This is a genomic window from Algoriphagus aquaeductus (assembly GCF_003253485.1).
Classification (GTDB): domain Bacteria; phylum Bacteroidota; class Bacteroidia; order Cytophagales; family Cyclobacteriaceae; genus Algoriphagus; species Algoriphagus aquaeductus.
The window spans coordinates 362,792-385,368 of the sequence record NZ_QKTX01000003.1; the positions used below are offsets into that span (position 1 = coordinate 362,792).

Sequence of the window (22,577 nt, forward strand, 5' to 3'; positions counted from 1 at the left end):
ATTTCCATTTTATGCTAACCAAACGAATCATCCCCTGCCTCGATATCAAAGACGGCCGCACGGTCAAGGGAGTCAATTTTGTCCAGCTTCGGGATGCCGGCGACCCGGTCGAGTTGGCCAAAATCTACTCAGATGAAGGGGCGGACGAACTCGTCTTTTTGGACATCACAGCAACAGTCGATAAGCGAAAAACCCTTGCAGAATTGGTGACCAAAGTGGCCAAGGCGATCAATATTCCATTTACCGTAGGAGGAGGAATTTCCACCGTGGAGGACGTGAAGGTGCTTTTGGCAGCTGGAGCGGATAAGATTTCCATCAACTCCGCAGCAGTGAAGAATCCCGGAGTGATTGACGAAATGGCCAGAGAATTTGGTTCGCAGTGTGTGGTGGTGGCCATCGATACCCGGAATGTGGACGGGATTGATTTTGTCCATACGCATGGGGGAAGAAAAGCCACTTTGCTCAGAACCCAAGCTTGGGCCCAGGAAGTTGCCGATCGGGGTGCGGGAGAGATTTTACTTACGTCTATGGATCATGATGGGACCAAGGCGGGTTTTGCCAATGAACTCACAGCGGAGATTTCATCAGCTTTGTCCATTCCCGTGATTGCTTCGGGAGGAGCAGGAAATATGCCGCATTTCAAGGATGTGTTTACCTTTGGCAAAGCGGATGCAGCCTTGGCAGCGAGTATTTTCCACTTCAAGGAAATCGGAATTCCGGAGTTGAAGGAATATTTGATTGGAGAGGGGATTAGTATTAGGAAATAATTGAGAATGAATTATAGAAATGCCCTGCGAGATAAAAATGAAGATATGCTTTGCGAGATAATGAATTAAGATGTGCAAAGCGAGATGGCTGCTAAACAGCGAATTACATATCTCAGCTTTAGCCTTATCTTTTAAAATATCTGCGCAGCTATCTTATTGTATTTCAAAGAAATAGAAAACATGAATATCGATTTCACGAAAATGAACGGCCTCATCCCTGCCATTGTGCAAGATGCCGTGACTGGAAAAGTCCTGATGCAGGGCTTTATGAACGAGGAAGCAATGGCCAAAACGCAGGAGACGGGAATGGTGACTTTTTTCTCCCGTAGCAAAGACCGTCTTTGGACCAAAGGCGAGACTTCAGGCAATTTTATGGAGTTGGTATCCATTTCAGTGGATTGTGACGGAGATTCGATTTTAGTCAAAGCCAATCCCAAAGGTCCCGTATGCCACACCGGAACTGATACTTGTTGGGGCGAGGAAAATGCTTCGAAAACGGGCTTTATTGATCAGCTACGAGCCATCATCAAAGACCGAAAAAACAATCCTTCTGACAAATCCTACACGGCATCTCTTTTTGCCAAAGGCATCAATAAAATCGCTCAAAAAGTAGGAGAGGAAGCTGTGGAAATCGTGATTGAAGCGAAAGACAATAACAAGGAGCTATTTTTAGGCGAGGCAGCCGATCTGCTTTTTCACTACCTCGTTCTTCTCGAAGCTAAAGGGTATGAGCTGGATGAGGTGATGGAGGTGCTGATCCAACGGCATAAAAAATAAACCAAAAGCCCGGTCAATTGTCCGGGCTTTTGGTTTTAGAAAGCGGGGAATTCTTGCTGCAAGCCTTTGAAGGCATCGATGATTTCCCATTTAGGTTTGTAATAGGTATCTGCCATTCTACCGCTCACATTTCCTGTCTGTATGTATTGGAGGGCTGCGGCTAGCCTTAGGTCTCTAGGATCTCCCCAAGGGAACTGTGGACTGTCACCAACTCTAAAATCAGCAGGGAATCCATCAAAATATTCTGCTTTTCCCTGTGCATTTGCTGTGGCAAAAGTAATCGGAACAAGCTCCACGTTGTTGTCTAGGAGGGTTCTGCTATATCTCGATAGAGGAAATGAACCAACTGGTTTTCCAAAGGTATTGTCACCTACTATCACGACTTGCATGTATGGAGTCAAATTGTTGATGACCAATTCAGACGCCGAAGCAGAGCTTCTGGAGGTAATAAAGATTACCCTAGTCAAATTGAGATTTCCAATTTTGCTGAAGTTTACAGAAGCGTTGCTTGCCGATTTCAGGTCATTCAGTTTATTGGTGTACATCAATCTGCCTGAGTTTGCAGTTTGAATCAGGTAATTGCTGATCTGTGTGCAGACATCTACCGATCCACCCCCATTGTACCTCAGGTCAATGATCAATTCTTGAATTCCCTGACTTTGGAAGAATTCCATTGAACTTTGCACTTCAGAACTTCTAATAGGGTTGAGTCCTGCTGTAGCACGGAAGCTTTGATAAGCCCAATATCCCACTTTTTTTCCGCCTGCCTCAAAAATCCTTTGATCCAATACCGAATTCGATTGGTACTCGGCTTTTATATTGGTTCGGGTAGTGGTGGTTCCGTCAGGTAGTCTGAAGGTAAAGGAATTGCTTATACCAGGATCTGGTCCTCCGAGCTTGAAATCATATCCGCCAGAGGCCAGTTTGTACTCAGAGATAGGTTTTCCATTGATTTGGGTGATTTCCCATCCACGTTTCCAACCGTCTTTTCCAGCAGGAGCTTCGTCAAAAACAAAGGAAACGAACAATCTTTCATCTGAGGTAAATGCAAATCCAAACCCGTGTCCTGCATTTCTTCCTACAAAGGAATTATTGAAGGCTTCCTGAGTAGTCAGGTAAGAGAAGCGGTCAAGCGGTTTGAAGATAATCCCGTCCAGCAATTCCTCGTTGGATAAGAACTTGGTCAGGTCCACAGTAGCAGGTATTCTGGTATTCCAGAAATACCACTCCCGCATGGTATCTACGATCGCTTTTTTGACATCAGATCCGTTTTGGGTAGGGGTGGGATCTTCTTTGGGATCACATGCTACAAATGCTATCCACACTATTCCAATAATCCACTTGAGCTTTTTCATAATCCTATTTTATTTCTCTTCCTAAACGGATTAAGATGGGGGATTTGTTTTCTTAAATGGCGATATCGTAGACTTTCACCGTCTTCCACATATGGGAATATTTGGCGATGAATTCGAGGTGAAGCGGGTCAGACTGATAGGCAGCCTGAGCCTCTAAAGAATCAAAAAACATGGTGCAGGAAACATGGAAACTATGGTCTACCACTTCTCTTTTTTCGGTAGGGGCAGGAGTTCCCATGATAAACTGAGCCACATCCTTGCAGCGTCCAAGCATAGGGGCAGCATCTGTCATAAATTCTTTGAGATCAGAATCCTTGTGTAACCAAAAGTAAACTTGATGAATCATTTTTTGAGCTGACATAGTGTTTGAGGTTAGGGTGTGAATGGGTAAAACACTCGCAGCGCCTGCTGCGGTGAGGGTTTTTATAAAAGATCGACGTGATTTCATTCCTCTTTCGGAAGCTTTTTGATGGTTGGTAATTCCCCTTTAAAGGTGGATAAAGATAAAGATATAAATTGCTTTTCGAATGAAGGATTGGAGTAGACAAGGTGGGAATGTTGATCGTTAAAAGTGAAATTTCATGAAATACAGGACTTTGGGAAAAACCGGTTGGCAAGTTTCTGAGATTGGTTTGGGGACTTGGCAAGTAGGTGGAGGTTGGGGAAAGCCTTTCGACTTGAAGAAAGCTGAATTGATTTTGAATTCTGCTTTGGACCAAGGGATCAATTTTGTGGATACAGCAGATGTCTACGATGGTGGTCTTAGCGAAGCTTCTGTAGGTAGAGCAGTTCGACAAAGTAAAAATAAAGTCTACGTCGCCACCAAATGCGGCCGACGGATTCAGCCACATCTTAATGAAGGCTACACTCCTGAAAGACTTCGAAAACACGTTGAAGACAGCCTAAGTAATTTGGGCTTGGGGCAAATAGACCTGATTCAGTTGCACTGTCCACCATCGGAAGTTTATAAGCGAGATGAGATTTTTTCACTTTTTGAGGATTTGAAAAAGGAGGGGAAAATTGCCGAAATGGGGGTAAGTGTGGAGCGGATCGATGAAGCGATTGGGGCGATGGAGTATGAAGTGGTTTCTACGGTTCAGGTGATCTTCAATTTATTCAGGCAAAAGCCAATTGAACAGCTATTTCCACTTGCCGAAGCAAAGAATGTAGGTTTGATTATCCGTGTCCCTTTGGCAAGCGGGCTATTATCAGGGAAAATTACTCCATCGACTATCTTTCAAAAGGATGATCATCGCTTCTTCAATCGTGAAGGTAAAGCCTTTGACAAAGGGGAGACCTTTTCAGGGGTTCCTTTGGAAAATGCCTTTCCTGCTTTGGAAGAATTAAAGGGATACTTTGCGGATGATCACAACTTGGCTGCTCAAGCTCTGAGATGGATTTTGATGTTTAAACAAGTAGGGACAGTAATTCCCGGAGCCTCTTCTGTGGATCAAGTGGAAAAAAATATCCGAGCATCTCAATTGCCTCCTTTGAGTCCGCATCAGATGCAAGAGGCGGTAAGGATTTATGAAAAGTATATCAAACAAGAAATTCACCCTCAGTGGTAAAACAACGGGGCCGGAGATATTTTCCGGCCCCGCTGTTTTAAAGAACTATTCGGGAAGCTAAGTTTTTGAAATAAGGGTTCTGGTCAGAAATCAAGAAGTAATTGGTGGTGATTTTTTCGTTTCGCTCCATCAAAATCAACGATTCTTCATCGGCATGGATTACTTTTAGCTCTCTGGCTTTGGTAGGTAGGTCTTTGGTTTTGACATAGATTTCGCCCTCTTTTTCCAATACTTCTGTAATTCTGAACATGATTGGTTTTCTGTCTTCGCCATAGGTTGTGGCAATGGTTCGCTCTGGAGACCAAGCGTTGCGGTTTAGTCTGTGTGTCTGGTAATGATGGAAAGATCGGGTATTCACCAGCTCTTTTACTTTACTAGCGTTAACCTTTTTGGTGGAATAGCCGGTGCCATTGAATGTCGTTTGGGTAGAAGATCCTGCTTGGTTTTGACTACCGAATCGGTTGCCGCGCTGGTAGACATCCCCAATGTACACCACATTTGCCCCGATCATGGCTGCTTCGGCTTTCAATTTGTCCAAGGCTCTATTTTTCACTTCATTGATGCTGGAAAGTGTCGTCACTCCCGTGGCTTTGCTAAACAATTCTCCAGTTGGCTCTAGTCCCGCGATGTCCTCTGGATTGTAAGTGATGAATACCTTTTCAAAATCATCCAAGCCATTCACTTCTTTGATTGGGCTTTCGAAAACCTCCTCTCGTCCTGATGAAAAGACAATTTTGGTGACTTGGTGCTTGCTGATGGTGTAGACCGTTTCCTCATTTGGATAAGAGTACTTGATGCTGTTTAGCCCGACTTCTTTGATGGAGACTTCTTTTTGCCCATCTAGGAGGAAAAGTACATCAGGTTGTTTTTGTCCAAAAGCACTTGAAAAATTGGCTAAAATGGCGAGGGAAAGGATTGATTTTTTAATCATGCTTATAAGGGTTTGCTATTAATGGACGGGAGAATTTGCTTTGGGTTCCGTGTTTTTCCATTTTTGCAATAAAAAGATTAATAAAAAGCAAAAGTAAGCAAAACGATTAAAACCGTTTATATACAATGCTTTATGAAACAGTAGTCTTAGTTTGGAACTCGGTGTCTGATAGGTTTTAGTCGTGAAAGCACAAAGTTAGGTTACTAATTCGTTACCGATTGACAAAGGCAATCTATAAACTAACTATCTATATTTCAGTGTTTTGCGTTCTTTTTCATATTCCCTTGTAACTCAATATAATTTAATTTTAACATTAAACATTTGAGTTATGGAGCAGACAAAAAAATCCACGTTCAAACTACTTTTCTACCTGAAAAAGAATGAGCCAAAAAAGAACGGTAACGCCCCTGTTATGGCACGTATTACCATTGATGGAATAGCTAAAACTTTAGGAACAAAGTTAGAAATCAACCCTAATAATTGGGATTTAAAGCATGGAAGAGTTGAAGGCAAGAGTGCCAAAGCATTGAGTATTAATCAAAAATTGGATAACATACGGGGACGTATTGACACTATTTATGAAGATATGCTAAAACACGAGGGATTTGTGACAGCACAAAAACTAAAACTTGAATTTCTCGGTGTTGGTGTTATGGAAGATTCCTTGCTGAAAGTATTTAAAAAGAACAATGAGGACTTTGGAAAAATGGTGGCAAAAGGAGAACGAGCCAACAGTACATACTACAAATACAAATGTAATCGAAAAAGGTGGAGAATGATGGATCAATTTCAAATACAATGCTGTTAAGCCCATCGTGATAATTTATATTTCCTCTTTTAAAATAGATTTGATCACGATCCGTTCGTCCAGAACGGTAATATCGGTAAAAATCCGAATTACAAACATGCTCACTGTATTCTCGTTTCAGATGTGCTAACTGCATAGTGAAATAGTTATAATACATTTTACCAGTATCAACCGGGCAAGTGGTTTCTATACGATAGATCTTGTTGTAATAGATCAATTTTCCAAGTATTTGAGGTTTTATGGTACGAAAGAAATTTATCTCTTCAGTGTCATTCTCAAATCCTTCTTCCAGTATATGTTTCTTAACAGAAAATAAGTGATCTTGCAAATATTGAGTCATCTCAAAAGCCTCATCAATAATCCTTTTACTTTCTAATGAAATTTTATCCTCCTTATTGTGGATTTCTAAAATAATGTTCTGTAAAGTATATTCCATAATTAATAATTTTGTGAGGATTACCTAAGTTTCAATAAGAATTCCCCAGTTAAATCACAAAATTTATAATTACAAATGAATAAAACCCCCAAGTTGGGTGGAACTTGGGGAATTTTTTCTGGCCCAAAAGAACCTAAAAAATTGAATGAGGAAGATAAAAATAGTATAAAAAGATAAAATCTCTTGACCTATTTTTTGTATTTTTGTTTTGTTGTTACAAGGAAAACAAGATTAAATGAATGCAATGAGCACCATTACTAAATCGTTACCTATAGTATTTTCCATTCTTGTAAACTACTCTTTATTACTCACTTTAGGCTAGATTAGTTTTTTTTTAATATAAAAGACGCTAGCTCAGATAATAATTTGTTAATAAGAAATATGAAAAAAATAGGTTTTGGTGGAGGCTGTCATTGGTGTACAGAAGCCATATTTCAGGCTTTAAATGGCGTTGAGTCTGTGGAGCAGGGCTGGATCTCCTCATTGAACCCCTATGATACATTTTCAGAAGCCGTTATTGTCCATTTTAATGAAGGCATCACACTGGATGTGTTAATTGAAGTGCATCTGCTGACGCATAGTAGCGCAAGCGCACACAGTATGCGTTACAAGTATCGTTCGGCAGTGTATTATATTGATCCCAATGATAAAGACACTATCGAAATAATAATCAATAAACTGTCAAAGGAAAATGACACCAAATATATTACACAGACACTGCCCTTGGCAGACTTCAGATTGAATTCGGAGCGTTTCCTCAATTATTATAAAAAAGACAAACAGAAACCTTTCTGCCAAACCAATATAAATCCTAAACTAGCTGCAATACGCAAAACATTCGGTCATCATATTCGAAATGATTTTTAAGATGGGAAGAATTGCCAAAATATCGGGTGATAACGGTAAGAGAAAGGGTATTGCCGTATATTAACTTTGTGGAGTTAGATAACAATTAAAGTTTTTAGTTATGAGAAAAATAGAAAGTAAACAGGAATTTGAAGAAACAATTCAAAAAGAAGCAAGCGTAGTTGTAGATTTTTACGCCGACTGGTGTGGTCCTTGCCAGACGCTATTACCCACATTGGATGACCTGTCCAAAGACTTTGAGGGGAAGGTCAAAATAGTTAAAGTTAATGTTGATAATCAACAGGAACTTGCCCAGCGTTTTGGTGTGCGTAGCATCCCCACATTGATCTTTTTCAAGAACCAAAAAGCTGTGGAGACCATAGTAGGTCTTCGAACCAAGGATGAACTTCAAAAGAAGATATCCGCGTTGGAAATAGGAAATAAATAGTAACATTCAAAATAAATAGTTATGTTAAACTGGAATGATATCATCAAGTTCGTAAACAAAGGTAATCCTGTTCCGACTCGCAGGGTGGAAAAAACAGACGAGGAATGGAAAGAACTGTTAAGCCCCGATTCGTATTTTGTTACCAGGGGGAAGGGTACTGAGCGAGCACATAGTTCGGATATGTGCGGCTTATTTGAACCGGGTAAATATGAATGTATCAGTTGTGGAACACCTTTGTTTGATGCAACTGAAAAATTTAACAGCACTTCTGGCTGGCCTTCTTTCACTCAGCCCATAGCTGTTGAAAATATTGCCTACCATAAGGATGGTGGTTATGGTATGATAAGAGTGGAAACGACCTGCAATGTCTGTGATGCGCATTTGGGCCATGTTTTTCCGGATGGTCCTGCACCAAGTGGTCTTAGATACTGTATCAATGCCGTGGCGCTTAAGAAAGTAGAGGGCTGAGATCTCTCAAGCATTTCAGATCAAAAATTTTAAAGAACTTAAATAAAATAAAAGCTATAAGTAATGGAAAATTTGAAAAAAGCATATTTGGCGGGTGGATGTTTCTGGGGCATGGAAGATCTTTTCAGAGCACGTCCTGGCGTAATTAATACCGAAGTCGGGTACTTAGGGGGACAGAACGATAATCCCACCTACGAGTATCATCCCGGCCATGCAGAGGGTGTTGAAATTACCTATGATCCAAGCAAGACAACTTATAGGGAGTTATTGGATTATTTTTTCAGGGTACATGATCCCAGCACGGTAGATAGGCAGGGCAATGACAGGGGCAAAAGTTACCGCTCGGCACTATTCATTCAGAACGATGAAGAAGGAAATGATGCCGTGGAAATGATCAAATTAGTTGATGATTCGCAACGCTGGCCTGGAAAGGTAGTAACGACATTGGAGCCGTTCACAAAATTTTGGCCTGCCGAAGACTACCATCAAGATTATCTGGTCAAAAATCCGAATGGCTACACCTGCCACTTTGAGCGCTTTGGAACTTTTTTGTAAAGCAATGAACAAAGTAACGGCAGAAATTTACCAGCTGCATCCCGATCGGTATATATTGGTCTCTGGACAGGAGGAAGGCGCACCTACATGCCCTTATGAAAATGTCCAACAATGGGTTGGCTATGATACCTTAACCAAAGAATATATTCGGTTTACAAAGTCGGTATACAAAAAGCTTGTTGAAGAAATGGAAAATAAAAAAATAAAGATATGAATATAGTAGTTTTCTTATCGACCGCACTCGGCTTCTTCGCCATGACAGGTTGTAGCAACAGTATGAGTAACAAAGCCGAGCATAATAAGGGCTTGGAAGAAAAAGTAAGCATTACTGAAATGACAGGCAATAGCGATAGCACGGACGTTATCTATTTTGCCGGAGGATGTTTCTGGGGAACAGAGCATTTTTTTAAACAGGTAGATGGTGTTATCGCTACCGAAGTAGGCTTTGCCAATGGCCGTACCGACAATCCGACATATGAGGATGTAGTACAGAAAAATACGGGCTACGCTGAAACCGTAAAGGTTACATACGATGCTGAAAAATTGGATTTGAATCTGTTACTTGATTTGTATTTCCTTGCTATTGATCCTACGAGCGTAAATAAACAGGGTAATGATATCGGTGATCAGTACCGTACGGGCATTTATTACACCTCAGGCCAGCAGTTACCACTTATAAACCAACGGATAAATAAAGAGGCGGCAAAACATATCAGAGCTATAGCAGTTGAAGTAACCCCCATAAAGAAATATTATAAAGCCGAGGATTACCATCAAGACTACCTGGATAAGAATCCGGGAGGATACTGCCATATTAATCCGGCACTTTTTAAAGTGGCGAAGGAAGCTAATAAGGCAACCAATAAATGATAATATCATCAAAAAACTATAAAAAATCATGAAAAAAGTAGCAATCAACGGATTTGGTCGCATAGGAAGGGCAGCATTAAAACTGATTTTTGAAACCGATGACCTTGAAGTCGTCGCCATAAACGATTTGATGTCGGTAGAAAATGCAGCATATCTGCTTAAATACGACAGTAACTATGGTAAGTATGCTAAAGATGTTAAATTTGAAGGAGACAGCTTATTTGTGGGGGATAAAGAAATCAAGTATTCCAGTCTACGCAACATTTTAGAGTTACCATGGAAAGCACTCAATGTAGACGTTGTTATTGAAAGTACCGGCATATTTACCAACAGTGCCGATGCTGAAGGGCATATTCTGGCTGGTGCTAAAGCAGCTGTAATTTCAGGTCCTACAAAAGACACTCCAACAGTTGTTTATGGCGTAAATACTACAGATGATAAGACATTGGTCTTTTCTTGTGCAAGTTGTACGACCAATAACATCAGCCCTGTAATAGAAATTTTGGGAAGAAGGTTAGGTATAAAAAAAGCAATTCTTAATACCATACATGGATATACTGCTTCACAAAGCCTTGTCGATGCGCCTTCGAAAAAAGAGCCACGCATGGGTAGAGCGGCCGGCTTGAATCTGGCACCGGCTGCTACGGGAGCAGCCATAGCGACTACTAAAGTATTACCTCAGTACGCCGGAAAGTTCGACGGCGTTGCCATTAGAGTTCCCGTCCCTGTTGGCTCCATTTCGGATATTACTTTTATTGCTGAGAGACCTACCACGGTTGAGGAAATCAATCAGATTCTGTCAGAAGAAGCGACCACAGAACGGTATAAAAAAGTGATCGCTGTAACAAATGAACCCCTTGTATCAACTGATATCATAGGAAGTGCTTTCGCTTCTACCGTAGATTTAGAAATGACAAGGGTTGTTGATGGAGACCTAGTGAAAATAATGGCTTGGTATGACAATGAATGGGGATTTACCAATCAGATGATCAGACAGATTCAATCAATATGGCAACCTGAATAAACTGATTTAAGCGCACATGCTTACGTCGATTAACTGCATTCCCCTTCTGAAAAGGATAGGGGAATTTTGATATTTATTGTTATGGAAATTTTGAACAACCAAATCCAACCCTGGCATTTGGAAAGTATCGGACAGAAAGATCTTCCACATTACGATAGCTTCAAAGGAAAACCCTTATTGATCTTGTTTTTCTATTTAGGCTGTCCGGGATGTGTAGGAAGAGCTATCCCATTTGCCAATAAAATGGCGTATGAACACGGGGACAAGATGAACGTATTAGGGATTCATAGCAATTTTGAAGGTCCCGAATATACCAATGATGAAATTATTGAAAATTTAAAGTCATTGCATGTTAGGTTTCCGGTTTTTAGGGATGCCGGTATGGCCACCACTTTTCACGATTACCAAGCCGGGGGGACACCTCACTGGGTTTTGGTAGATAAAAACGGTAAGGTAGTCCGTTCCATATTTGGTTCGGATCCCAATCGAGCATTATTATGGTTAGATTACGCAATTATTGAAGAGTTGGAAAAGTGAATTAGAATTTACCTTCAAAACATTGCAACTTTTGAATATTCAATATGACTATATATAAAGATCATCCACTGAAAATATATAACTCACTTTCGAACGAAAAAGAAATATTCACACCGATTCAAGATGGTCACGTTGGGATGTATGTCTGCGGTCCGACGGTGTACAGTAATGTACATCTTGGTAATGTAAGGACATTCCTCTCGTTCGATATCATCTATCGCTATCTTCTGCATTTAGGCTATAAAGTCCGTTATGTGCGTAATATCACTGATGTAGGACACCTGGTTGATGATGCAGATAGCGGTGAAGATAAAATTGCAAAAAGAGCGCGTTTGGAACAACTTGAACCAATGGAAATTGTTCAACGCTATACCGTTGATTTCCATGATATCCTCCAAAAATTCAACCTTTTGCCGCCAAGCATTGAACCAACGGCGACCGGTCACATGATTGAGCAAATCAATGTCATACAGAACATCATAGATAAGGGCTATGCCTACGAATCGAATGGATCGGTATATTTCGACGTGGCAAAGTATAGTGAGGATTACGATTATGGTGTGCTCAGCCATCGGGACCTGATACACACGCTTGATAACTCCAGACCACTTGACGGCCAGTCTGACAAACGGAATGAACAGGATTTTGCGCTATGGAAGCGTGCTGATCCACACCATATAATGCGCTGGCCTTCGCCGTGGAGCGATGGTTTTCCGGGATGGCATACGGAGTGCACCACAATGAGCACAAAATACCTTGGGCAAAGATTTGACATCCACGGTGGAGGTATGGATCTGAAATTTCCACATCATGAATGTGAAATAGCTCAGGGAGAAGCCTCCACGGGCCATGCACCGGTTAACTACTGGCTGCATGCCAATATGTTAACGCTGAATGGAAAGAAAATGTCCAAATCTAGTGGAAATAATATTCTGCCAGATGAGATTTTGGCTGGCGACAATCCTGTTCTTAGCAAAGCGTTTTCAGCTTCGGTGACGCGTTTTTTTATGTTACAAACGCATTATCGAAGTATTATGGATTTTTCGAATGAGGCGATCCTGGCTGCTGAAAAAGGATACGACCGCCTGATGAAAGCGATAAATAGCTTATCGAAGCTTGAGCCTGGAAATAGATCGACACTCGACATCGCTGGTTGGGAAGCCAAATGTTATGAGGCGTTGGATGACGATTTTAATACGCCGATACTTATCTCACACCTTTTTGAAGGCGTTACGTATATTAATCAACTGAAAGACAAGACTGCCATACTTTCAGCAACCGATCTGGAACATTTCAATAAAGGTATTTCAACCTTTGTTTTTGACGTACTAGGATTGGAAATGAGATCGGGTGTGTATGACAGCTACGCTGAAAAACTCGACGGGACAATCAAATTACTAATTGAAATTAGGAATAAGGTGCGAGCAGATAGAAACTTTACTTTGTCAGATCAGATACGCAACCGACTCGCTGAGTTAGCTATCAAATTGAATGATTCAAAGGAAGAAACAACTTTTAACTATTGATCTGATTTAAAGATTCGCTTTAAATTAAATTGTGTTTTGAGATTATATGTATTTTTGATAATAATATAGAAGTACTTTAAATTGAATATTAATATGATCTATCAAGGAAAGCAGAACGAATACTTTGAGTTGGAGTATGTAGATTGTGACAATTTCAGAAGCTTTAGGCCGATTGTATCTGGGGCTCTGCAGCTACTGTGGTTTCAATCTGACGGAAACAAATTGATCATCGATGGCATTCACCAAACTTTTAATAACAACCAGATTGTTAGTCTCTCTCAATACCATCATGTGCAATATGAGCAGATTAACGCTATGAAAATGCTTCGGTTCAATTCAGAATTCTATTGCATAATTAACCATGATAGCGAAGTCGGCTGTAAAGGTGTATTGTATTATACACCTGCAAAAATACCGGTTGTTTCGGTTCAGGAGCCGCAATTTGCGATAATGAATGATGCCTGGAACCTAACCGATATGGAATTAGAAATGAAAGACGAATTGCAGCTTGAAATGCTGCAAATTGTCCTCAAGCGCATCCTGATACTGTGCACAAGAATATACAAAATGCAAGGTACCTTGTCTTTCATCGACGATAGTCAGCATAATTTAATAAGGGAATTCAATTTTCTGGTTGAACAAAACTTTAAGGAGCAGCATAGCGTCTCTTACTATGCAGGTTTATTACACAAATCACCAAAGACCATTACCAATACCTTTAAGAAGATTGATGAAAAATCACCACTTCAGCTTATCCATGACCGTATTCTGTTAGAGGCTAAAAACTTGCTGCATTATACAAAACGGGATATTTCTGAAATAGCGTACGAACTCGGATTTGAAAACGTGCAGGTATTCAGCCGATTTTTCAAGAGACTCTCAGGTATTTCTCCTACCGAATTTCGACTCAAATAAAAGAAGAGAATTTAGGCGGATTAGGCTTAAAAACATAGCAATTAAAAACGTAGACCTCTTTAAGGGCAGATCTTGAACAGTAGGGTAAATCGATCTTAATAGGTTTCGATTTAATTATTGTGCGACCTGATTGACTGAGTTTTTAATGTCTTGAAAAAAACTCTAACTCAGTAAGGCTGTCATTATGGATATAAAACAGCACCATAGCTTTATGCTCAGTGTTCCTGGTACATGGATAGGTCAAACTACCAGCCTTTGCTTAAGCCATATATCTAAAGCATTCTGTATCTCTCTGTTTGGGTACATATTCTATATACACCTTGCCATGTCTTATACTAAAGCAGGGCTCATACTATTGGGATTACGGTAATGCGCAATTGTAGGAGCACACAAATGAGCAACCTCCGCAATAACTTTGTAAGTCGAAATAAAGGGTAAAGAGCCAATGTACTCTACCCTTTATTTTTTATATTTGCAATATTGATTTACAAGGTAATCAAATGAAAAAGAATGTAATAAGCACCATTACTAAATCGTTACCGATAGAGTTTTCCTCTCTTGTAAACTACTCTTTATTAGTCACTTTGTGCTATATTAATCTTTTTTCCATAAAAAAAGCCCTTCAAGTGATGAAGGGCTTAGTCAGTATTGGGTTAGAAAGATTAGTCTTCTTTCTTCGCCATTCTAGTTCTCTCGTTTTCATCCAAATAGATTTTTCTCATTCGGATAGACTTTGGAGTGATTTCCAAGTATTCGTCTTTTTGGATGTATTCCATGGATTCTTCCAAAGAAAAACGCTTAGGAGGAGCGATTCTTACGTTGTCATCAGAGCCTGAAGCACGCATGTTGGTCAATTTCTTGCCTTTCTGCACATTGACTACGATATCGTTGTCTCTGGAATGCTCTCCGATTACCTGTCCTGTATACAAATCATCACCTGGCTCAATAAAGAATACGCCACGATCCTGAAGCTTGTCAATCGCATAAGCAGTACATGGACCGCCTTCCATAGAGATCAAGGAACCGTTGATTCTGCCTGGGATTGGACCTTTGAATGGCTCATAGGCAGTGAATCGGTGATTCATAATCGCTTCACCTTGAGTGGCTGTAAGTACGTTATTTCTCAAACCGATCAAGCCTCTGGAAGGAATCTTGAATTCTAGGTGTTGAAGATCTCCTTTTGGCTCCATGATCAGCAATTCACCTTTACGCTGAGTAGCCAATTCGATTACTTTTCCGGCAGTCTCTTGAGGAACATCCACCACCAAAGTTTCGATAGGCTCACATTTCACTCCATCAATTTCTTTGTAAATCACCTGAGGCTGGCCTACCTGAAGTTCATAGCCTTCACGTCTCATGGTCTCGATCAAAACAGACAAGTGAAGAATACCACGTCCATAAACGAGGAATCGATCTTCTGAATCAGTCGATTCTACTCTCAGCGCCAAGTTTTTCTCGGTCTCCTTCATCAATCGATCTCTCAAGTGACGGGAAGTCACAAACTTTCCTTCTTTACCGAAGAATGGTGAGTTATTGATCGTGAAAAGCATGTTCATCGTAGGCTCATCGATGGAGATACGAGGAAGTGGCTCAGGATTTTCTACATCAGCAATGGTGTCACCGATCTCGAAGTCTTCAATACCGGTCACCGCGCAGATATCTCCTGCCGTTACGGTCTGTACTTTATTTTTTCCAAGACCTTCAAAGGTATGAAGCTCTTTAACGCGCATTTTTTTGATGGAACCATCCGCTTTGCAAAGTGCGATCTGCTGGTTTTCAGAGATAGTGCCTCTTGCTACACGTCCGATTGCGATACGACCTACGAAGTTTGAGTAGTCCAAAGAGGTGATTTGCATCTGAAGAGTTCCTTCGGAGATTTTTGGAGCAGGGATGTGATCCAAAATCGCATCTAAAAGTGGAAGAATGGAGTCGGTTGGATTTTTCCAGTCTGGACCCATCCAGTTTTGCTTGGCCGAACCGTAAAGTGTTTGGAATTCCAATTGCTCTTCGGTTGCGTCTAGGTTAAACATCAGTTCAAAAACTGATTCATGTACTTCGTCAGGGCGACAGTTTTCTTTGTCTACCTTGTTTACTACGACGATCGGAGTAAGACCCAACGCAAGGGCTTTTCCCAATACAAATCGAGTCTGAGGCATAGGACCTTCGAAAGCATCCACCAAAAGGATTACTCCATCAGCCATTTTCAATACTCGCTCCACTTCTCCACCAAAGTCGGCGTGACCTGGAGTGTCAATGATGTTGATTTTGTGGTCTTTGTAGCGTACGGATACGTTTTTAGAAAGAATAGTGATACCGCGTTCACGTTCCAGGTCGTTGTTGTCGAGAATCAGGTCGTCGAATTGCTGATTTTCTCTAAAGATTTTTGAAGCGTGGATGATTTTATCCACCAAAGTTGTTTTACCGTGGTCAACGTGTGCGATGATCGCGATATTCCGAATATTCTGCATGGTTTGCCTTATTGAGGGTGCAAAAGTAAGAATAATATTTCGGAGTAAAGTTATCGGCCTGTGAAGTTTCTGAATTTGCAAAAGTCCAGTCACTAGGTAGTTACCTTTCTTCGGGTTTGATAGACTGAAGAAAAAAACACTATTTCAAGTCTGAAAACACCAAGCCATGTTCAAACTTATTCTACGCGCTTCACCTTTGGTTTTTTTGAGTTGGATTTTGGTATGGTGGTTAAATGGACTTGAGGATTCAGGCTGGATTTTGGTTGCTTTTTGGCTTTTTCTTGGCTTGGGCTTTCAGGCAAAAGAAGAATTAAAGCCGTTTAGCTTTCCTGTGGCTATTTTAGGCGTGGTGGCTTTAGCCATGTTTTTCCCTCAGTATTTTCAGGAAGTTAATGGCTTCAAACTTACAGGCCTCATCAATCCTTTGATACAGATGATCATGTTTGGGATGGGGGCGACGCTGAGTTGGAAGGATTTTGCGGCTGTGGCCAAAAGTCCCAAATCTGTGGCTATTGGAGTTTTATCTCAATTTTTGATTATGCCTTTGGTAGGTTTTGGCTTGGCTAAGGTCAGTGGGCTGGCACCTGAGGTCGCAGCCGGGATTATTTTGGTAGGCTGTGCTCCCGGAGGTACCGCTTCCAATGTGATGGCTTTTTTGGCGAAAGCCAATGTGGCACTTTCAGTAACCTTGACTTCGATTTCCACACTTCTTGCACCCTTTATGATGCCGGTGTTGATGAAAGTTTTAGCAGGCCAGTTTATAGAGATTGACTTGCTGAAAATGATGTGGGATATTTTCAAAATCATTCTTTTGCCCGTAGGAGCTGGTTTGGTGATCAATCAGCTGCTCAAGGGGAAGTCTAATGTGGTCGAAAAGCTTCTTCCGCTAGTTTCCATGCTGGGAATTGCACTTATCATCTTGGTGATCACGGCTGTCGGTCGTGACGCGTTGCTGGAAATAGGCTCCATTTTGATCCTTTTGGTGCTGCTTCACAACCTCTTGGGGTATGGAATCGGCTATGGGTTTTCGAAGGTGATTGGAATGTCCGAGCAAGATTCTCGCACGATCGGGATAGAGGTGGGGATGCAAAATGCAGGCTTGGCTTCTGGTCTTTCCAATATTCTTGGGAAAATCGCCACTGTAGGTTTAGCCCCGGCTGTATTTGGACCGATACAAAATGTAACGGGATCGATTTTGGCGACTTTTTGGAGTAGGAAAAAATAAATTGACCTAAGGATAATTTTTTCATTAAAGTTTAGTTTAATAGCTAGACCTTACAACATTGCTTTTTATGAAAAATAAAATTTTGATTCTTGCTTGTTTATTAACTGGCCTTTCAGTCACTTCTTATTCTCAGGAGAAATTCAGCTTTGAGCTATATGCAGGGCCTTCCCAAGCTTTTCTTCCATATGAATTGATACCTCGAAATGACTTTATTTCTCCTTCAAATGAGTTGCAATACCATTTTGGGTCTACGTTTCTTTGGGGTTTGAAGAACGACTGGCAGATCACCGCTCAATTGGAATTTTTTAAGCGGGAATTAGGAACTTATGGAATATCGAGGGCAATCGATACCCTGCAAATTACAGGTTATTCGACACATGGGATTCCATTAATTGCCATAGGTGCTAGGAAAAGCTGGGGTAATTTTTTCCTACAGCCAAGTGTGAGTTTGATGAGAAGCCCGTCGGATTTGGACGTTTATGACAGAGGCCGGGTCTGGAATGATATTCCTCTTGGCGTGATATCCATGTCTGATTTGGGATTGGGAGTTAGAGTTGAAGGAGGTTATAAAATCTACAATCGAAGGGGTAATTATTTTCTGGGAGGTCTCCGATATCAAAAAGGTCTGATCCTAATGGATCAAATGAATGCGGCTGTCAGGTATAATGAGCGATTGGAACATGTCTTGTCTGCAAAAAGCAGAGGCTCATATCTGGGAATGTTTCTCGGGTACGGAATTAATGGGCATAATTTAAAATCATTTGGAAGCCGTGCTCCAAAAAGATTGTATAATGATAATAAGTTGCTTAAGCATGATCTTTCTTTAGAAAACGGCTTATATGCAATGCTTTATGGAGGCTTTAGAAGGAGGGAAAATGCGCTTTTCTATGATAGCCCTTACACGAACATGAGTGGACAGTTTCAAGCGGTAGTGGGTTACAATTACAATAGATTTTCAATCGAGTCTGGGTATGGAAACTTTAGCTATAATGCCAATTATCAAATCGATTTTGACGGAGTAGAAGCTTTAATCATAAGATGGGAGCACTTTGATATGCCAGTGATTCCATTGACTTTTAAGTATCATATTCCTTTGAATGGGCAAAATACAGTAAGATTTGGCTCCAGTTTCAGTACTTATTTTGGATTGCGGGATCAAAGCAAATCCTGGTTCTTTTCAAGAGGGAGCGGTTCGGTGGAATTTGATCAAAAGAGGTATGAATACACCAGTGTAGAAGCTACCGACCGAGATTTAATCCATGGTCGATTTGTATATAATGCTGGCGTTTTTGCTGAAATGTCTATTTTCAACTCCAGCTTTTTGACGGTTAAACTTTCCGGAAATTTTGCTTCTCCTGATTTTGTTAAACTAAACGCTAACTACTTAATAGAGGGAGTCCCTGTGTCAGTGGAAAGCTTTGGAAACTTGAATGGCTTTATGCTCGATGTAGGTTATAAAATCCCTCTTAAAGTCCTGAATAGACAGTTAAAACAGCTGAACAAAGCGACAACCTAGTTTTGATTGGGAAAGTATGGTTTAAAAATCTCCCCCCAAATCAAATAGCCGTCCTGATTTAAGTGGAGCTGGTCTTGGATATACAATTCAGGGCGTGGTTTTCCATCGGAATTTATAAAAGCTTTCCAAGTATCGACATACTCCACTTTTTCCTTTGCTAGGCAGTATTCGGACAGTTTTTGGTTGAAAATCTGATAGTTCGCCTTTTTCTCCCATCTCAAAGGACTCGGCTTGGCGCCGATTAGGTAGATTTCTACCTCGGGATTGATGAGGTGAATGCGGGTCACGATATTATCCAAGCTAGTCAGGATTTCGGCGACTTCTACGCCTGCCCAAATGTCATTGTCTCCTTCATAGATAAACACTCTGGCCGGCTCAAACTTGATCACGAGCGGAAAAAGATGCCGTTCGAGATCGGCTGCTTTGGAGCCTCCAAAACCCGTATTGATCAGATTTTCCTGAGGAAAAGTTTCTTCCAGGTTACTCCACATTCGTATCGTTGAGCTTCCGGTAAACACCGTCGATCCTGCTTTCCAGCCTAAGCTGTCATACTTGGCTGAAATTTGTTTAACCTCGTTTTCAAATGGTACTTGCTGTGCAAAACCCAGTTGACTGATTAAAGCCAATAAGAAGAATAGTTGAAGCGAAAATCTGTTCATAGCCTCAAACATAAATCAAAAATCACCTGAACCAAAACCGTTCATCCTCCTGACCGAATGTGAACATGCCGAGCAGTTTTTGATTTTGTCCATCAGCATTCCGTGAGGATCAAAAAGCCACTTTCTATCCCAAAATCGACCCTTTTCATCCCAAAATCAATGAATTGACAGCTCGGTTGATTTCTTTGGTCGTGTTTTCGCGTTATACAGCTATTCATCTACCAAATCCCCTTGCTATGAATTCGATCACCCGGTTTTTCTGGTTTTGCAGCGGTGCCAATTTTGCCATTCTGAAGCGTATACCTACCGAATCCAATAAGTATGTAGGGATCGGGGCAACAGTTTTTTTTACTGGAGTCTTGGCCGCCTTGGCCGCTGGCTATGCCTTGTTTACGGTGTTCCAAGCCTTACTTCCGGCTATCTTTTTTGGACTGCTTTGGGGGATGATGATCTTCAATCTGGACCGCTTTATCGTGTCCAGCATGCGAAAAAAGGAAAATGCATGGGCGGAATGGAAACTTGCCATCCCGAGGTTGGTTTTGGCTGTATTGCTGGCTTTGGTGATTTCTAAGCCCTTGGAATTGAAAATGTTTGAGCGGGAGATCAACCGAAAGTTGGATGAAAAAAAGACCGAGTTTATCGCCCAGTCCAAAGCCAATCTTGCGAAGGGATTTCCGGAAATTCAGGAATTGGAAGCCAAAATTGACACATTGAAATCCGAGGTGTCGCAGGCAGAAGCTTTTCGAGACCAGCTTCAAAAGGAATACGATGCGGAGCGTTTTGGCGAGAAAACCTCAGGAACCAGCGGTATAGTTGGTTTGGGTACCAATGCGAAGAAAAAGGAGCAACAACTGGACGCAGCACAGCTTGCTTTGGATGACCTTCGAAAGCGAAATCAAGTCAGGATCGATACCCTTGAAGCTCAAATCCGGGAATTTATGGCTTTGCGTCAGGCGGAATTTGAAAAGCAGCAACCCGGTATCGAAGGATTTGACGGGTTGGCGGCACGGATGGATGCGCTGTCTGCTTTGACTAAAGAGAGCTCCGCTATGGCCTTGGCTAATGTCTTTATTATGCTGCTTTTCATCGCGATCGAGACGGCTCCGATTTTTGTCAAATTGATCTCCAGTCGTGGGCCGTATGATGAACTTTTGGAACTACATGAAGAGAAAGTGAAGCTTTTTAAAGGAGAAAAATGGACCATCGCCAAAGGGGAATCAGAAGCTCGGGTGGGTTATTTTCAGGATACGCATTTCTATGCGACAGATTTGAAAAAGGAAAAAACCAATCGAAAAAACCGGGCCGAAACTGATCGGGAACTGGCCAATTGGGAATGAGAAAGGAAAGAAAATCAAGGGGTTGTTTTGATTTACGTGTAAATTTATTTTTCTTTACGGTGCATTTAAAAATCAACGAGTTATGGACACCAAGATCACCTTGTCTTTCAATAAAGACATTATTGACCGAGCCAAAGATTTTGCCGACCAAAATAACATCAGTCTTTCACGCCTGACCGAGTTTCTGTATGCGCAGATGACTTCCAAGACCTACAAGTCTTTGGAGGAGCTTCCGATTTCCGATTGGGTGAATATGGTGTCCGAGGGTGAAGTGGAATATAAGCGCATGCCTTCCAGTCGCAAGGCCATGAAGGATGAGTTCTTCGAAGGTAAAAAATGAGGGTATTTCTGGATGCAAACGTGCTGGTGTCCGTGTTGAATAAGGAATACCCACTTTTTCCGCATTCTGCCCGGATTTTAAGTTTGGCGGATCAGCTGCGATTCCAACTCTACACCACTCCGATTTGCTTGGCTATAGCTTTTTATTTTGCGGAGAAAAAATGTGGAACCGCCCAAGCCAAGCAAAAAATGCAGGTTCTTTCTTCCAAACTTCACATTGCCTCCGTGGATTCGGAAACCGTTAAAAACGCTGTTTCAAATCCCAGTGTGATGGATTTTGAGGATGGTTTGGAGTATTATTCAGCTTTGCAGCATGACTGCAAAGCCATCATTACCGAAGATTCCGAAGGTTTCTATTTTTCAGAGATTCCAGTCTTTGATTGTCGGAAGTTTCTGGAAGAGGTGGTGTTTTAAATGATTTAACTCTCCAAGGGTTTAGAACCCTTGGAGGGTTTCATTGGCTACCTGATCCAATTGATCCATCGTTCGGCTCACCGATTTCCATTCAGCAAATGCTACGATTTTGATCAAGAAACCCAGAAATTTCCCCGGATTGATCAGCTTTTTGGCAAGTGCGGAGATGTTTTTGTCCCGATCCTGAATCTGAAAGTCTTTGTTTGGATATGCATGGTATTCGCCGGCATATTTCCATGCACCATCACGGGCGACTTGAATGGAAAAGTTAAGCAGCATTTCATCTTTACCTTTAGCCAGTGGGATCAGCCAACCAAAAATCGGAGATACCATGCTGATATTGGCTTTGACTCCGTCGACCAACTCGGCAAGGACTGAATTGATCTTGTCAAAGTCTCCCTTGATAGCTGCCAGATTTTTCCCTTTCATAGTTTCTGAAGCGGCAATTCCCAAATCCAAGTTGATATGGGCATTGATCCCGAGGAAAAGGTGTTGGAGGGTGAGATGCCCGGAACTTTTGCTTGCCTCAAAAGCCAATCTCCAGCTTTCGGTTGGTTTTTGTCCTGTTTTCCAAAGTTCGTAAGCATCAATAAACCGCTTGGCGAAAAGTACGTCCAGGACTTCCATTCGGGGGTTGTCTTCAAATTCTCCGGCTAAAATCCCATCCCAAACTCGCCTTGTGACCTGTCGGTAAAGGATGGCGAAAAAGCCGATTCGACTTTGTTGATTTTTACACTCCTCCACAATTTGATCCATGCGGACCAGGACTTCTTCAATAGTTTTCATGA

General features: G+C 41.4%; 25 protein-coding genes and 2 pseudogenes. 19 read left to right on the forward strand and 8 right to left on the reverse strand.

Annotated elements, in window-relative coordinates; all coding sequences use genetic code 11:
- The first annotated feature begins 11 nt into the window (after positions 1 to 11).
- Both hisF and hisIE read left to right on the forward strand, forming a co-directional pair.
- A complete protein-coding gene (hisF, locus tag CLV31_RS06015; RefSeq protein WP_111391981.1) occupies positions 12 to 767 on the forward strand; it encodes an imidazole glycerol phosphate synthase subunit HisF in 756 nt (251 codons plus the stop codon).
- A 171-nt stretch (positions 768 to 938) separates the two neighbouring features.
- Positions 939 to 1,544 carry a bifunctional phosphoribosyl-AMP cyclohydrolase/phosphoribosyl-ATP diphosphatase HisIE gene (gene hisIE / locus CLV31_RS06020; protein WP_111392038.1) on the forward strand — a complete coding sequence of 202 codons (606 nt, stop codon included), beginning with the start codon at positions 939 to 941 and terminating at the stop codon, positions 1,542 to 1,544.
- A gap of 35 nt (positions 1,545 to 1,579) precedes the next feature.
- On the opposite strand, the gene CLV31_RS06025 is transcribed toward hisIE, so the two are convergent.
- From CLV31_RS06025 to CLV31_RS22170, 3 genes and pseudogenes are all read right to left on the reverse strand, one after another.
- The gene (locus tag CLV31_RS06025; protein ID WP_111391982.1) at positions 1,580 to 2,899 is read right to left on the reverse strand and encodes a S41 family peptidase; all 1,320 of its coding nucleotides are present in this window, start codon (positions 2,897 to 2,899) and stop codon (positions 1,580 to 1,582) included.
- 52 nt (positions 2,900 to 2,951) lie between these two features.
- Positions 2,952 to 3,260, reverse strand: coding sequence for a Dabb family protein (locus CLV31_RS06030; RefSeq protein ID WP_245943336.1), 309 nt, complete (start codon positions 3,258 to 3,260; stop codon positions 2,952 to 2,954).
- Positions 3,261 to 3,287: 27 nt separating this feature from the next.
- Positions 3,288 to 3,347: pseudogene (locus tag CLV31_RS22170) on the reverse strand (twin-arginine translocation signal domain-containing protein); the annotation flags it as partial.
- 133 nt (positions 3,348 to 3,480) lie between these two features.
- Here CLV31_RS22170 and CLV31_RS06035 point away from each other — a divergent pair.
- Complete coding sequence (locus CLV31_RS06035) at positions 3,481 to 4,467, forward strand: aldo/keto reductase (RefSeq protein ID WP_111391984.1); 987 nt, start codon at positions 3,481 to 3,483, stop codon at positions 4,465 to 4,467.
- A 37-nt stretch (positions 4,468 to 4,504) separates the two neighbouring features.
- On the opposite strand, the gene CLV31_RS06040 is transcribed toward CLV31_RS06035, so the two are convergent.
- On the reverse strand, positions 4,505 to 5,398 hold the full coding sequence (locus CLV31_RS06040) for a hypothetical protein (RefSeq protein ID WP_111391985.1): 894 nt from the start codon (positions 5,396 to 5,398) through the stop codon (positions 4,505 to 4,507).
- 328 nt (positions 5,399 to 5,726) lie between these two features.
- Between CLV31_RS06040 and CLV31_RS06045 the strand changes: the two genes are divergently transcribed.
- Entirely contained in the window at positions 5,727 to 6,206 is a 480-nt protein-coding gene (locus CLV31_RS06045; protein ID WP_245943332.1) for an Arm DNA-binding domain-containing protein, read from the forward strand.
- Positions 6,207 to 6,210: 4 nt separating this feature from the next.
- Here CLV31_RS06045 and CLV31_RS06050 read toward each other — a convergent pair.
- A pseudogene (locus CLV31_RS06050) lies at positions 6,211 to 6,642 on the reverse strand (RteC domain-containing protein); the annotation flags it as partial.
- A 381-nt stretch (positions 6,643 to 7,023) separates the two neighbouring features.
- Between CLV31_RS06050 and CLV31_RS06055 the strand changes: the two are divergent.
- From CLV31_RS06055 to CLV31_RS06100, 10 genes are all read left to right on the forward strand, one after another.
- On the forward strand, positions 7,024 to 7,509 hold the full coding sequence (locus CLV31_RS06055; protein WP_070562102.1) for a peptide-methionine (S)-S-oxide reductase: 486 nt from the start codon (positions 7,024 to 7,026) through the stop codon (positions 7,507 to 7,509).
- 100 nt (positions 7,510 to 7,609) lie between these two features.
- Positions 7,610 to 7,936 (forward strand): thioredoxin, encoded by a 327-nt coding sequence (trxA, locus tag CLV31_RS06060; RefSeq protein WP_070562100.1) that lies wholly within the window; start codon positions 7,610 to 7,612, stop codon positions 7,934 to 7,936.
- A gap of 21 nt (positions 7,937 to 7,957) precedes the next feature.
- Positions 7,958 to 8,404 carry a peptide-methionine (R)-S-oxide reductase MsrB gene (gene msrB, locus CLV31_RS06065; RefSeq protein WP_070562098.1) on the forward strand — a complete coding sequence of 149 codons (447 nt, stop codon included), beginning with the start codon at positions 7,958 to 7,960 and terminating at the stop codon, positions 8,402 to 8,404.
- Positions 8,405 to 8,467: 63 nt separating this feature from the next.
- On the forward strand, positions 8,468 to 8,959 hold the full coding sequence (msrA, locus tag CLV31_RS06070) for a peptide-methionine (S)-S-oxide reductase MsrA (RefSeq protein ID WP_070562096.1): 492 nt from the start codon (positions 8,468 to 8,470) through the stop codon (positions 8,957 to 8,959).
- A gap of 4 nt (positions 8,960 to 8,963) precedes the next feature.
- Positions 8,964 to 9,173 (forward strand): hypothetical protein, encoded by a 210-nt coding sequence (locus tag CLV31_RS06075; protein WP_070562094.1) that lies wholly within the window; start codon positions 8,964 to 8,966, stop codon positions 9,171 to 9,173.
- Positions 9,170 to 9,829, forward strand: a complete 660-nt coding sequence (gene msrA, locus CLV31_RS06080) for a peptide-methionine (S)-S-oxide reductase MsrA (RefSeq protein ID WP_070562093.1) — start codon at positions 9,170 to 9,172, stop codon at positions 9,827 to 9,829. Before CLV31_RS06075 ends, msrA (CLV31_RS06080) begins: the two co-directional genes overlap by 4 nt.
- A 28-nt stretch (positions 9,830 to 9,857) precedes the next feature.
- A complete protein-coding gene (locus tag CLV31_RS06085) occupies positions 9,858 to 10,853 on the forward strand; it encodes a type I glyceraldehyde-3-phosphate dehydrogenase (protein WP_070562090.1) in 996 nt (331 codons plus the stop codon).
- Between the two features lie 81 nt (positions 10,854 to 10,934).
- Positions 10,935 to 11,390: a TlpA disulfide reductase family protein gene (locus CLV31_RS06090; protein WP_070562088.1), complete on the forward strand. Its 456-nt coding sequence runs from the start codon at positions 10,935 to 10,937 to the stop codon at positions 11,388 to 11,390.
- Positions 11,391 to 11,434: 44 nt separating this feature from the next.
- On the forward strand, positions 11,435 to 12,916 hold the full coding sequence (cysS, locus tag CLV31_RS06095) for a cysteine--tRNA ligase (RefSeq protein WP_070562085.1): 1,482 nt from the start codon (positions 11,435 to 11,437) through the stop codon (positions 12,914 to 12,916).
- A 93-nt stretch (positions 12,917 to 13,009) separates the two neighbouring features.
- Positions 13,010 to 13,831, forward strand: a complete 822-nt coding sequence (locus CLV31_RS06100; protein ID WP_072996003.1) for a helix-turn-helix domain-containing protein — start codon at positions 13,010 to 13,012, stop codon at positions 13,829 to 13,831.
- 662 nt (positions 13,832 to 14,493) lie between these two features.
- On the opposite strand, the gene typA is transcribed toward CLV31_RS06100, so the two are convergent.
- Positions 14,494 to 16,299 carry a translational GTPase TypA gene (gene typA / locus CLV31_RS06105; RefSeq protein WP_111391986.1) on the reverse strand — a complete coding sequence of 602 codons (1,806 nt, stop codon included), beginning with the start codon at positions 16,297 to 16,299 and terminating at the stop codon, positions 14,494 to 14,496.
- Between the two features lie 166 nt (positions 16,300 to 16,465).
- On the opposite strand from typA, the gene CLV31_RS06110 reads away from it, so the two are divergent.
- Complete coding sequence (locus tag CLV31_RS06110; protein WP_111391987.1) at positions 16,466 to 17,524, forward strand: bile acid:sodium symporter family protein; 1,059 nt, start codon at positions 16,466 to 16,468, stop codon at positions 17,522 to 17,524.
- A gap of 67 nt (positions 17,525 to 17,591) precedes the next feature.
- Complete coding sequence (locus CLV31_RS06115) at positions 17,592 to 19,040, forward strand: hypothetical protein (RefSeq protein ID WP_111391988.1); 1,449 nt, start codon at positions 17,592 to 17,594, stop codon at positions 19,038 to 19,040.
- Here CLV31_RS06115 and CLV31_RS06120 read toward each other — a convergent pair.
- Positions 19,037 to 19,699: a GDSL-type esterase/lipase family protein gene (locus CLV31_RS06120; protein WP_181452580.1), complete on the reverse strand. Its 663-nt coding sequence runs from the start codon at positions 19,697 to 19,699 to the stop codon at positions 19,037 to 19,039. The genes CLV31_RS06115 and CLV31_RS06120 overlap by 4 nt on opposite strands.
- A 236-nt stretch (positions 19,700 to 19,935) precedes the next feature.
- Between CLV31_RS06120 and CLV31_RS06125 the strand changes: the two genes are divergently transcribed.
- The 3 genes from CLV31_RS06125 to CLV31_RS06135 all read left to right on the forward strand — a co-directional run bounded on the left by CLV31_RS06125 (position 19,936) and on the right by CLV31_RS06135 (position 21,789).
- The gene (locus CLV31_RS06125; protein WP_111391990.1) at positions 19,936 to 21,036 is read left to right on the forward strand and encodes a DUF4407 domain-containing protein; all 1,101 of its coding nucleotides are present in this window, start codon (positions 19,936 to 19,938) and stop codon (positions 21,034 to 21,036) included.
- Between the two features lie 82 nt (positions 21,037 to 21,118).
- Positions 21,119 to 21,376, forward strand: a complete 258-nt coding sequence (locus CLV31_RS06130; RefSeq protein WP_111391991.1) for a DUF6364 family protein — start codon at positions 21,119 to 21,121, stop codon at positions 21,374 to 21,376.
- Positions 21,373 to 21,789 carry a type II toxin-antitoxin system VapC family toxin gene (locus CLV31_RS06135; protein ID WP_111391992.1) on the forward strand — a complete coding sequence of 139 codons (417 nt, stop codon included), beginning with the start codon at positions 21,373 to 21,375 and terminating at the stop codon, positions 21,787 to 21,789. Before CLV31_RS06130 ends, CLV31_RS06135 begins: the two co-directional genes overlap by 4 nt.
- A 21-nt stretch (positions 21,790 to 21,810) precedes the next feature.
- Here the strand turns inward: CLV31_RS06135 and CLV31_RS06140 are convergent, their stop codons facing one another.
- The gene (locus tag CLV31_RS06140) at positions 21,811 to 22,575 is read right to left on the reverse strand and encodes a DUF5995 family protein (RefSeq protein ID WP_111391993.1); all 765 of its coding nucleotides are present in this window, start codon (positions 22,573 to 22,575) and stop codon (positions 21,811 to 21,813) included.
- Positions 22,576 to 22,577: the final 2 nt, after the last annotated feature.